Raw genomic sequence first — 11,731 nt, 5'->3', positions numbered from 1 at the left:
GGCCTTGTCCGTCCCGTGGCCCTTGAGGGCGGTGGTGCCTCTGTGACGCGTGCGAAGCCCCTTCGCGTCCCGTCCCGCCCTGCCGCCGTGGCGCCCGGCTTTCCGTCTCGCTCTCGGCGTACGGGTCGTGGGAACTTCGCCAGGGGTCCGCACGCTTGCATACAGTGGCAGGACCGGCAGGAAAAGGGCGGTTCGCAGACCGCCACCGCGATCGAAGGGACGTACATGCCCATGGGTCACACGGCCGCAGCCGAGGCAGACTCCGGCGGCCTGACAGCGACCGAGCACCGCCTGGCCAACGGCCTGCGCGTGGTGCTCTCCGAGGACCACCTGACCCCGGTCGCGGCGGTGTGCCTCTGGTACGACGTCGGCTCGCGCCACGAGGTCAAGGGACGTACCGGCCTGGCTCACCTTTTCGAGCACCTGATGTTCCAGGGCTCCGCCCAGGTCAAGGGCAACGGCCACTTCGAGCTGGTGCAGGGCGCGGGCGGCTCCCTCAATGGCACCACCAGCTTCGAGCGCACCAACTACTTCGAGACCATGCCCGCCCACCAGCTGGAGCTCGCCCTCTGGCTGGAGGCCGACCGCATGGGCTCCCTGCTCGCGGCGCTGGACGACGAGTCCATGGAGAACCAGCGCGACGTCGTCAAGAACGAGCGCCGCCAGCGCTACGACAACGTCCCCTACGGCACCGCCTTCGAGCGGCTGACCGCCCTCGCCTACCCGGAGGGCCACCCGTACCACCACACGCCGATCGGGTCGATGGCGGACCTGGACGCGGCCACCCTGGAGGACGCGCGCGCGTTCTTCCGCACGTACTACGCGCCCAACAACGCCGTCCTGTCGGTCGTCGGTGACATCGACCCGCAGCAGACGCTCGCCTGGATCGAGAAGTACTTCGGCTCCATCACGTCCCACGACGGCAAGCCCGAGCCCCGCGACGGCTCCCTGCCCGAGGTCATCGGCGAGCAGCTGCGCGAGGTCGTCGAGGAGGAGGTCCCGGCCCGTGCCCTGATGGCCGCCTACCGGCTCCCGCACGACGGCACGCGCGCGTGCGACGCGGCCGACCTGGCGCTCACCATCCTCGGCGGCGGCGAGTCCTCCCGGCTCTACAACCGCCTGGTGCGCCGCGACCGTACGGCCGTCGCGGCCGGCTTCGGACTGCTGCGGCTGGCCGGCGCGCCCTCCTTGGGCTGGCTGGACGTGAAGACCTCCGGCGACGTCGAGGTCCCCGTCATCGAGTCGGCCATCGACGAGGAGCTCGCCCGGTTCGCCGAACAGGGCCCCACGGCCGAGGAGATGGAGCGCGCCCAGGCCCAACTGGAGCGCGAGTGGCTGGACCGCCTCGGCACGGTCGCCGGCCGCGCCGACGAACTGTGCCGCTACGCCGTCCTGTTCGGCGACCCGCAGCTCGCCCTGACCGCCGTCAAGCGGGTCCTGGAGGTGACGCCCGAGGAGGTCCAGGAGGCCGCCAAGTCCCGCCTGCGCCCCGACAACCGCGCGGTGCTCGTCTACGAGCCGACCGCCGCCGACGCGCAGGACGACGCCCAGGGCGCGGACGCCGCGGCCACCGACGAGACCGAGGAGGCGGCGAAGTGACCGAGCTCGCCACGATGGAGTTCCACCCCCAGCCCCGGGCCGGCGCGGCCAAGCCGTGGGCGTTCCCCGCGCCCGAGCGCGGGACGCTGGACAACGGCCTGACGGTGCTGCGCTGTCACCGCCCCGGCCAGCAGGTCGTCGCCGTCGAGGTGCTGCTGGACGCGCCCCTGGACGCGGAGCCGGCCGACCTGGACGGCGTCGCCACGATCATGGCGCGGGCCTTCTCCGAGGGCACCGACAAGCACTCCGCCGAGGAGTTCGCCGCCGAGCTGGAGCGCGCGGGCGCCACCCTCGACTCGCACGCCGACCACCCCGGCGTACGGCTGAGCCTGGAGGTCCCGGCCTCCCGCCTGGCCAAGGGGCTCGGCCTGCTGTCCGACGCCCTCAGGGCGCCCGCGTTCGCCGAATCCGAGGTCGAGCGCCTGGTGCGCAACCGGCTCGACGAGATCCCGCACGAGCTGGCCAACCCGGCCCGCCGCGCCGCCAAGGAACTGTCCAAGGAGCTCTTCCCGGCCGGCTCGCGCATGTCGCGTCCGCGCCAGGGCACCGAGGACACGGTCGGCGCGATCGACTCGGCGGCCGTCCGCTCCTTCTACGACCGGCACGTGCGTCCGGCCACGGCCACCGCCGTGGTCGTCGGCGACCTCACCGGCGTCGACCTCGACGAGCTGCTGGGCCGGACCCTGGGCGCCTGGACCGGCTCGCCCGCCAAGCCGCGGCCCGTGCCGCCGGTGACCGCCGACGACACCGGCCGCGTGGTCATCGTGGACCGGCCCGGCGCCGTGCAGACGCAGCTGCTCATCGGCCGGATCGGCCCGGACCGGCACGACCGCGTGTGGCCCGCCCAGGTGCTCGGCACCTACTGCCTCGGCGGCACCCTCACCTCCCGCCTGGACCGCGTCCTGCGCGAGGAGAAGGGCTACACCTACGGGGTGCGGGCGTTCGGCCAGGTGCTGCGCTCGGCCCCCGACGGGTCGGGCGCCGCGATGCTCGCCATCAGCGGCTCGGTCGACACCCCGAACACCGGCCCGGCCCTGGACGACCTGTTCACGGTGCTGCGCAAGCTCGCCGCCGAGGGCCTCACCGACGCCGAGCGGGACGTCGCCGTGCAGAACCTCGTCGGCGTGGCGCCGCTGAAGTACGAGACGGCCGCCGCCGTGGCCGGCACGCTCGCCGACCAGGTCGAGCAGCACCTGCCCGACGACTACCAGGCGACGCTCTATCAGCAGCTCGCCGCGACCGGCACGGTGGAGGCGACCGCGGCCGTCGTCAACGCCTTCCCGGTGGACCGGCTGGTGACGGTCCTCGTCGGTGACGCGGCGCAGATCAAGGAGCCCGTCGAGGCCCTGGGCGCCGGCCGGGTCATCGTCGTCGCGGCCGAGTAGAGGTACCCCCTCGCCGCCGTTCGCCGCCGCACGCGCGGCGAACGGCACACGCGCGCGTGGGGCCTTGGTGCCCGAAGCGTCACCAGGGCCCCACGATGTCCGAATTGAGGGGGAGGTTGCCTGTCTGCCCTGTGGTATGCGCTACAAAACATCTGATCCGTTTGGGAATTGAAAGCGGCCCCGTTTAGCGTCGGTCCGGCTGTTCGTCGGGCAGTGCGCCGCGTCCGCGGCACCGGACAGCCATCGCCGAGTCCCCGTACGGCGCGAGCCAGGGGAGCCGGGGACCCGCCGTCCCTGGGGTGAATCGGACACCCGCGCACGCCGCGAGGGGGCCGTAGGAGACCTTCCTGCTCCGAACCCGTCAGCTAACCCGGTAGGCGAGAGGGAAGGAAAGGACCCACGTCTCCATGGCGTTCACCCGCGCCGCCGGGAAACACCGCCGGCCGAGCCGGATGCACCGCACCACCGCCCGCGCGGCGGGCGTCGCGGCCCTGGCCACCACCGGCGTCATCGGCACCCTCGCCGCCCCGGCCCTCGCCGCGGAGGACCCCGCCCCCGAGGACACCGGCCTCACCCCGGTCGTCACCATCGGCGACAGCGTCGCCGAGAAGATCGACGCCCAGGCCCTCGCCCAGCACAGGGCCGCCGCGCGCAAGCAGGCCGAGGAGGCCGCGCGCAAGAAGGCCGCGGAGCGGGCCGCGAAGGAGCGCGAGGTCAAGGCGCGCGCCGCCCGCGAGGCCGAGCGCAAGCGTCTCAACGCCTTCGTGACGCCGATCCTCGACTCCTACGTATCGACCGGCTACCGCACCGGCGGCTCCCTGTGGTCCTCCGGCACCCACACCGGCATCGACTTCCACGCCGCGAGCGGCACCACCGTCCGCGCGGTCGGCATCGGCACCGTCGTCGAGACCGGCTGGGGCGGGGCGTACGGCAACCAGGTCGTGATCAGGATGGCCGACGGCATGTACACCCAGTACGGGCACCTGTCGTCCATCGGGGTCTCGGTGGGCCAGCAGGTCGTCCCGGGCCAGCAGATCGGCCTGTCCGGCGCGACCGGCAACGTCACCGGACCGCACCTGCACTTCGAGGCCCGTACGTCCCCGGACTACGGCTCCGACATCGACCCCGTGGGCTACCTCCGCCGGCACGGCCTCAACATCTGACCTCCCGCGCCGGCACACCGCCCGGCGCGTCACGCGACACCCCCGAAGCCCCGGCTCCCGAGCCGGGGCTTCCTGTGTTCCCTTCCGGTGTTCCGGGGGCCCGCCGGGCACGCCGAAGCCGTGCCACCCCGTCCGGGCGGCACGGCTTCGGCGCAGGAGCGGTCCTGCCGGTCAGACGGTCTCGGGAAGCTCCCCGAGCCCCTCGGCGACCAGCTTGGCCAGCCGGTCCAGCGCGGCGTCCGCGCCATCGGCGTCGGAGGCCAGGACGACCTCCTCGCCGCCCTCGGCGCCGAGGCCGAGCACGGCCAGCATGGAGGCCGCGTTGACGGGCGTCCCGTCGGCCTTGGCGATCGTCACGGGGATGCCTGAGGCCGTGGCGGCCCGGACGAAGATGGAGGCGGGGCGGGCGTGGAGGCCCTCGGCCCAGCCGACGTTGACGCGGCGCTCAGCCATGTGTTGCTGCCCTTCGGGTGATCAGGGTTGTCTAGACCAGTTTTCCACACGTGGAGCGAGCCCGGAGCGGGGGTGTGCGCCGCCCCGGGCGGCGTCGGACCGCGGCCTCGGTCCGACGTGTGTCCTCCACAGACTGCCTCGCGCCGCTGTCGGACGCGAGCCGTACGCTGGGCCCCATGCAGACCTCGCCGGACCGGCACGAGTACCCCGCCCACTGGGAGGCCGACGTGGTGCTGCGCGACGGCGGCACCGCACGGATCCGCCCCATCACCGCCGATGACGCCGGCCGTCTGGTCAGCTTCTACGAACAGGTGTCGGACGAGTCCAAGTATTACCGCTTCTTCGCGCCCTACCCGCGCCTGTCCGCGAAGGACGTCCACCGCTTCACGCACCACGACTTCGTGGACCGGGTGGGACTCGCGGCCACGGTCGGCGGCGAGTTCATCGCCACCGTACGCTACGACCGCATCGGCGCGGACGGCCTACCCGCCTCGGCGCCCTGCGACGAGGCCGAGGTCGCCTTCCTGGTGCAGGACGCCCACCAGGGACGCGGGGTCGCCTCCGCGCTTCTGGAGCACATCGCGGCCGTCGCCCGCGAGCGCGGCATCCGGCGCTTCACCGCCGAGGTGCTTCCGGCCAACACCAAGATGATCAAGGTGTTCACGGACGCCGGGTACGTCCAGAAGCGCAGCTTCGAGGACGGCGTCGTACACCTGGAGTTCGACATCGAGCCGACCGACCGCTCGCTGGCCGTGCAGCGCGCACGGGAGCAGCGGGCCGAGGGGCGGTCGGTACGGCGGCTCCTGATGCCCGGCTCGGTCGCCGTCATCGGCGTGGGCCGCACGCGCGGCGGCGTGGGCCGCAGCATCCTCGACAACATCCGCGACGCCGGGTTCACGGGCCGGCTCCACGCCGTGAACCGGGCCTTCGGCGAGGACTGCCGGGAGATCGACGGGGTGCCCGCCCACCGCTCGGTGCGGGACATCGACGGGCCCGTGGACCTCGCCGTCGTCGCCGTGCCGGCCGAGCGCGTCCCGGACGCCGTCACCGAGTGCGGCGAGCACGGGGTGCAGGGGCTCGTCGTGATCTCCGCGGGCTACGCGGAGAGCGGTCCCGAGGGACGCGAGCGGCAGCGCGCCCTCGTGCGGCAGGCGCGCACGTACGGCATGCGGATCATCGGGCCCAACACCTTCGGGATCATCAACACCTCGCCGGACGTCCGGCTGAACGCCTCCCTCGCCCCCGAGCTGCCCCGGCCGGGCCGTATCGGGCTGTTCGCCCAGTCCGGGGCCATCGGCATCGCGCTGCTGTCCCGGCTGCACCGGCGCGGCGGCGGGGTCACCGGGGTCACGGGCGTGTCGACCTTCGTGTCGGCCGGCAACAGGGCGGACGTCTCCGGCAACGACGTCATGCAGTTCTGGTACGACGACCCCGACACCGACGTCGCCCTGATGTACCTGGAGTCCATCGGCAACCCGCGCAAGTTCACCCGCCTGGCCCGGCGTACGGCGGCGGTGAAGCCGCTGGTCGTGGTGCAGGGCGCGGGCTCCGCCCCGCAGGGGCACGCGGTACGGGCGACGCGGCTGCCGCACGCGACGGTGTCCGCGCTGCTGCGGCAGGCCGGCGTGATCCGGGTCGACACCATCACCGAACTGGTCGACACCGGCCTGCTGCTCGCCCGGCAGCCGCTGCCGCCGGGCCCGCGGGTGGCGATCCTCGGCAACTCCGAGTCGCTGGGAGTGCTGACCTACGACCGCTGCCTCGCGGAGGGGCTGCGCCCCCAGCCGCCGCGGGACCTGACTACGGCGGCGTCGGCGGAGGACTTCCGGGTCGCGCTGTCCCGGGCGCTCGCCGACGAGACCGCCGACGCGGTGGTCGTCACCCTGATACCGGCGCTGGGGGAGGGGGCCGCCGAGGACTCGGCCCTGGCCGAGGCGCTGCGCTCGGCCGCGCAGGAGGTCCCCGGCAAGCCGGTCCTCGTCGTGCACGTCGAGTTCGGCGGCCTGGCGGAAGCCCTCTCCGCCGCCACCAGCACGGCCCCGGCACCCGGCCCGGGCCCCCACCCGGGAGCGACCCCCCTCCTGCCACCTCCCACGACACCCCGGCCTGCCTCGGCATCCCCGGCGGGTCCGGGGCACCAGGCGGGCCGGGCATCGCTGGCAGACCCGAACCCCGAGACCGGCACAGGTCCAAAGGCATGCACGTCAGGACCTCGGCGAGGTCCGGGCGAGGCTTCCGCCACGGGCTCGCAGCTCCGCCCCGGCTCCCGGTGGCCGTCCCCTGCCGTGCCCGACAGGGCCGCGGCCGGGGGCGCAGGTCCCGCGGGTATGACGGCGGGCGGTGCCGGGCCCGAGCCGGCCCCCACCGGGCCGCGGCTGATCACCGCCTATCCCGCTGCCGAGCGTGCCGTGCGGGCCCTTGCCGAGGCGGTCCGGTACGGCCAGTGGCGGCGGGAGGCCGTGGAGCCGGGGAAGGTGCCGGAGTACGAGGACATCGACGAGAAGGGCGCCGCCGCCTTCATCGGCGGACTGCTCGAGCGCGGGCAGGGCCTCACGCTCGGTACGGAGGAGACCTGCGAGCTGCTCGGCCGGTACGGCATCCACGTGCGCCGGGCCCTGCCCGCGCCCACTCCCGACGCCGCCGCGGAGGCCGCCCGCGCCCTCGGCTACCCCGTCGCCCTGAAGGCCACCGCCCCGCACCTGCGGCACCGCGCCGACCTGGGCGGCGTACGCCTCGACCTCACCGATGAGGATCAACTCCGCCGGGCCTACACCGAGTTGACCGACCTCTTCGGCAAGCCCGAGGAGCTGCGGCCGGTGGCGCAGGCAATGGCACCCCGAGGGGTCGACACCGTCGTGCGCGCGGTCATCGACCCGGCGGCCGGCGCGGTGCTCTCCTTCGGGCTCGCCGGGGTCGCCTCCCAGCTGCTCGGCGACATGGCGCACCGGCTGATCCCGGTCACCGACCGCGAGGCCACCTCCCTGATCCGTTCCATCCGCACGGCACCCCTGCTCTTCGGCTGGCGTGGCTCGGCCCCGGTCGACACCCCCGCGTTGCAGGAGCTGCTGCTGCGTGTGTCACGGCTGGTCCACGACCACCCGGAGGTCGTCGCCGTCACCCTGGAGCCGGTCGTCGTCGCCCCGCGCGGGCTGAGCGTCCTCGACGCCACCGTGCGCCTGGCACCCCCGCCGGCCCGCGACGACCTCGGCCCGCGCACGCTCCCGGTGTACTGAGCACCCTCGCCCGCGCGGCGGATCGGCCGCCAGATTCCGGCTTCACAGGGAACTGCTGGCCAACCGTGTGCCTTTCCCGCAACCGTCCGCGGAACCGGTGCGCCCCCTACCAGGGCCGTATGGGCCGCGTTCCGGTCCGTCGTCCGGTCCCGTCGAGCAGGTGCCCCATCCGCTTGACCGTCCGCAGCCCGACGATCCGGTCGGCGATCGTGAGGGAGGGCAGCCGGGCGCACATCGCGGTTTCGCGGCGCTCGATGTCGCCGATGTCGCGCAGCCAGAACGTGGCGAGCACGTTCGTGGTCCCGGTGACGGCGGCGACCAGACGGCATTCGGGTAGCGTGGCCAGCGTTCGGTGAAGCGTGTTGAGATCGCTGGCCGGGGCCTGGCCGCGAAAGGTGACGGATACAGGCAGTCCCGTCAGGTGCGGGGCCATGTCGCAGCGGAAGAGGATCACGCCGGAGTCGGTGAGGCGGTGCACCCTGCGGCGTACGGTCGCCGCGCTGGTGCCGGTGCGCTCGGCGAGCGCGGCGAGCCCCAGACGTCCGTCGCGGACCAGGGCGTCGAGAAGAGCATGGTCGAGGCGGTCCAGTTCGGCGGAAGAAGCCGCCTCGCGGACGCCGGCACCGGGAGGGCCGAGCGCGCCCAGTTGTGCCGAGTCGAGGGAGTGCAGCCGCCATCGGCTGCCCTCCGTGTACAGCGAGGTGGCGAAGAGGCATTCCACCGCGCTCACCTCGGGAAGTCCATCAAGGCGCTCGGTGAGGAAGTGAGTCAGACGGGCCGCGTCCGGGGCCAGCACATCGAGGAGGAGATCGGCGCTGCCGGGTGCGGTGAGTTCGGCGGTGACGACTTCCTCGAAAGCGGACACTTGTTCGGCAAGCCGTTGACGTGCACCTGGGCGGCAGCGCAGCAGTACGAACGCGGTGCAACGGGTACGGGAGAACGCACGGCCCGGAGCCGCGTACACCCAGGCGAGCCCCTTCGTGGACAGTCGCTCCCAGCGCCGCGCAAGCGTGCTCGCGGTCACCCCCAGCAGGGGAGCCAATTCGGACCAGGACGCCCGTGGCTGCAACTGCAGTGCGTGCATGAGAGCGAGGTCCAGCTCGCTCGGCATGCTCGTTTCCTGCATCAGATATGCCTTCCTCGCACGATTTCGACGAAGTTCCGGGCCGGTACGGTCGGGGCCCGCACAGTAGCCCCCACGTCGGATTCAAGCCACCAAAAGAAGGTGAGACATCGGTGAACAGAAGCATCGGCTCCGGCCGCGGGCTGCTCGCGACCATGATGGTGATCGTGGTGTGCAGTGGCGTCGTGCAGGGGTACCTGACCCCGCTCCTGCCGAAAGTCGGCCATCACGTCGGCATTGGCAGTGTCGGCCAGAACAACCTCTACCTTCTCTCCCAACTCGCGTTCGCGGTGATGACGCCACTGCTGTCGCGACTGGGCGACATCTACGGGCACCGCAGGCTCCTGCGCGCCTGTGTCGTGATGGTGGCCGGCGGTTCCCTGCTGATAGCGGCGTGGCCGACGACAGCGACCCTCGCCATCGGCATGACCCTGCAAGGAGCCGTCGTCGGCTTCTTTCCGCTGCTGGCGGGAATCCTGCGCTCGCGCGCACCGGAGCACGGACGTGCCGGCATGTCGGTCCTGGTCGGCGCGCTGCTCATATCGATCGGCGTCGGTGGCCTGATCGCGGGCGCGCTCAGTGAGGAGCACGCCGTCGCCGGCCTCTGGACGGCCGTGCCCGTCGGCGCACTCGCGGTGACCGCCGCCCTGGTCCTGCCGGACAGCAACGTTCGGCGCGGCGGGGGCTTCAACTTCGGAGCGGCCACGCTGCTCACCCTGGGCCTGGTGGCACTGGTCCTCGTTCTGGCCCAGGGCGAGACCTGGGGCTGGCTGTCCCTCAATTCCCTCGTCACGGCCGTCCTGGCGGTACTTCTGCTGGTCGTCTGGGTGGCGGTCGAGCAACGGTCCACGCATCCTCTGGTCAACGTGCGTCTCCTGCGCGATCCCCGCCTCGCGGTGGTCAGCGCCAACACCTTCTGCTTCGCCTTCGGCACCATCGGATTCCTGGGCGCGAACGCCGTGTTCCTGGGGTCCGATCCGGCTGCGACGGGTTACGGCATGGGCCTGGGATCACAGGCCATCGCGTTCGTCTCCCTCGCCATGGTCGTCGCCGGCTGCCTGGGGTCGACCGCGACCCCGCGACTGGCGCGGCAAATCGGCGACCGCGCGGTGCTCTGCGTGGTGGGTGTCGTCGGCGCGACCGGCTTTCTCTCCCTGATCCTCTTCCACGGCTCCCTTTCCCAGTACCTCGTCGGCGCCCTTGTCGTCGGACTGGCCACCGGCATGTTCGAGGCGATCACGCGGACCCTGTCGGCGGAGGTCGTCGCCGAGACCGAGACCGCGCTCTCTGTCGGCCTCAACGAGCTGGCGCTCTCCCTGGGCGCGGCCATCGGAGCAGCCGTGATCGGCGGGCTCTTCGCCGGCCACCAGCTGGCCAACGGCCACATCGCGCTCACCGGCTATCTGTGGGCCTGGGGGGTGTGTGCCGGTGTCGCCCTGCTGGGCGGGGTGCTGGGCTTGACCTTCCGCGGTGTGCCGGTCACTGGGACCGGGCAAGCACATCACCCCCTCGTGTCGAACGGAGAGCGGGTATGACTCTGGTGCAGCGACGCACAAACCAGGAGGCACGGGAACACGCGCTGGCCGAGGTGACCGAAACCGTCCGCGGCCGCCGGGAACGCCTCGTCGCCCTGAGTCACAGTCTGCACGACGAGCCGGAGACGGCTCTGCAGGAGCACAAGTCGGCCGCCAAGATCGCCCACCTCCTCGCCGACGCCGGCTTCGCCGTCACCCAGGGCGTCGCGGACCTGCCCACCGCGCTGGTCGCCACCTGCGGAACCGGCGACCTGGTCGTGGCCCTGTGCGCGGAGTACGACGCGCTGCCGGGCATCGGACACGCCTGCGGTCACAACGTGAACGGGGCCTCCGCGGTCGGCGCGGCGCTCGGCCTCGCCGCCGTCGCGGATCAGCTCGGCATCACGGTGAAACTCGTCGGCACGCCGGCGGAGGAGGACATCGGCGGCAAGGTGCTGCTCCTTGAGGCCGGAGTGTTCGACGACGTGGCGGCGGCCATGATGGTGCACGCGGCGGCCGAGGACACCGTCGGTGCCTCGTCGCTGGCCGTCGGCGCCTGGGACGTCACCTACCGGGGAAGGCCCTCCCACGCCGCTCTGGCCCCCTGGGAGGGAGTCAACGCGCTCGACGCGACGACGGTCGCGCACACGGCGATCGGCCTGCTGCGCCAGCAGCTCCCGCCCGGCACCCTGGTGCACGGCGTCGTCTCCGAGGCCGGGCAGGCCGTGAACGTGATCCCGGCACTCGCCCGGGCCCGCTACGAGCTGCGGGCTCCCACGTCGGAGCAGCTCGCGTACGCCCGGCGCCGGGTCCGGTCCTGCTTCGAGGCGGGCGCCCTCGCAACAGGTGCGGAACTCGAACTCGTCCCGCACGGCTGCGATTTCGCAGATCTGCGACAGGACGCCTTCATGACGGAGTCCTACGTGCGGGCGCTCGGGGAGCTGGGCCGCACACCGGTGCCGCGGCACGGTGAACTGATGGCCTCGACCGACATGGGCAACATCTCCCAAGTGGTGCCGACGATCCACCCGACCATCGGATACGACACCGGGGGCGCGAAACAGCACACGGCCGAGTTCGCCGGGTACGGCAAGAGCCGAGGTGCCGACCGGGCCGTCATCGACGGAGCGACGGCCCTCGCACACGTGGGGGTGGAACTGGCCACCGACGTCGTGCAGCGACGTCGGCTCCTGGACGGTGTCGCCGACCGCCGCCTCCGTCCCGGCGGTTCTGCTGCCGCTCGACCGCCCTGTTGAAAGCG

At 72.7% G+C, this 11,731-nt stretch carries 8 protein-coding genes and 1 riboswitch; of the genes, 6 read left to right on the top strand and 2 right to left on the bottom strand.

Annotation, left to right across the window (positions count from 1 at the left end; all coding sequences use genetic code 11):
• Positions 1-225: 225 nt before the first annotated feature.
• The 3 genes from ACIQFZ_RS20885 to ACIQFZ_RS20875 all read left to right on the top strand — a co-directional run bounded on the left by ACIQFZ_RS20885 (position 226) and on the right by ACIQFZ_RS20875 (position 4,147).
• Positions 226-1,599 carry a pitrilysin family protein gene (locus ACIQFZ_RS20885; RefSeq protein ID WP_365422744.1) on the top strand — a complete coding sequence of 458 codons (1,374 nt, stop codon included), beginning with the start codon at positions 226-228 and terminating at the stop codon, positions 1,597-1,599.
• Positions 1,596-2,984 (top strand): pitrilysin family protein, encoded by a 1,389-nt coding sequence (locus tag ACIQFZ_RS20880; RefSeq protein ID WP_361415288.1) that lies wholly within the window; start codon positions 1,596-1,598, stop codon positions 2,982-2,984. Before ACIQFZ_RS20885 ends, ACIQFZ_RS20880 begins: the two co-directional genes overlap by 4 nt.
• 234 nt (positions 2,985-3,218) lie before the next feature.
• Positions 3,219-3,379: riboswitch (cyclic di-AMP (ydaO/yuaA leader) on the top strand.
• A gap of 12 nt (positions 3,380-3,391) precedes the next feature.
• Positions 3,392-4,147 (top strand): M23 family metallopeptidase, encoded by a 756-nt coding sequence (locus ACIQFZ_RS20875; RefSeq protein ID WP_402691859.1) that lies wholly within the window; start codon positions 3,392-3,394, stop codon positions 4,145-4,147.
• Between the two features lie 171 nt (positions 4,148-4,318).
• Here the strand turns inward: ACIQFZ_RS20875 and ACIQFZ_RS20870 are convergent, their stop codons facing one another.
• The gene (locus ACIQFZ_RS20870; RefSeq protein WP_361415292.1) at positions 4,319-4,600 is read right to left on the bottom strand and encodes an HPr family phosphocarrier protein; all 282 of its coding nucleotides are present in this window, start codon (positions 4,598-4,600) and stop codon (positions 4,319-4,321) included.
• 176 nt (positions 4,601-4,776) lie between these two features.
• Here ACIQFZ_RS20870 and ACIQFZ_RS20865 point away from each other — a divergent pair, with 176 nt between their 5' ends.
• The gene (locus tag ACIQFZ_RS20865) at positions 4,777-7,833 is read left to right on the top strand and encodes a GNAT family N-acetyltransferase (protein ID WP_402691858.1); all 3,057 of its coding nucleotides are present in this window, start codon (positions 4,777-4,779) and stop codon (positions 7,831-7,833) included.
• A gap of 106 nt (positions 7,834-7,939) precedes the next feature.
• On the opposite strand, the gene ACIQFZ_RS20860 is transcribed toward ACIQFZ_RS20865, so the two are convergent.
• Positions 7,940-8,959, bottom strand: a complete 1,020-nt coding sequence (locus tag ACIQFZ_RS20860; protein WP_402691857.1) for an Lrp/AsnC family transcriptional regulator — start codon at positions 8,957-8,959, stop codon at positions 7,940-7,942.
• Positions 8,960-9,069: 110 nt separating this feature from the next.
• Here ACIQFZ_RS20860 and ACIQFZ_RS20855 point away from each other — a divergent pair, with 110 nt between their 5' ends.
• Together ACIQFZ_RS20855 and ACIQFZ_RS20850 are read left to right on the top strand one after the other, a co-directional pair.
• On the top strand, positions 9,070-10,491 hold the full coding sequence (locus ACIQFZ_RS20855) for an MFS transporter (protein WP_383059006.1): 1,422 nt from the start codon (positions 9,070-9,072) through the stop codon (positions 10,489-10,491).
• A complete protein-coding gene (locus tag ACIQFZ_RS20850; RefSeq protein WP_383059007.1) occupies positions 10,488-11,726 on the top strand; it encodes an amidohydrolase in 1,239 nt (412 codons plus the stop codon). The genes ACIQFZ_RS20855 and ACIQFZ_RS20850 overlap by 4 nt, the downstream gene beginning before the upstream one ends.
• Positions 11,727-11,731: the final 5 nt, after the last annotated feature.

The sequence above is a fragment of the Streptomyces sp. NPDC093064 genome (assembly GCF_044754605.1).
Taxonomy (GTDB): domain Bacteria; phylum Actinomycetota; class Actinomycetes; order Streptomycetales; family Streptomycetaceae; genus Streptomyces.
The sequence above is the reverse complement of the archived record's forward strand: the minus strand, read 5'-3'. Positions and strand labels throughout refer to the sequence as shown.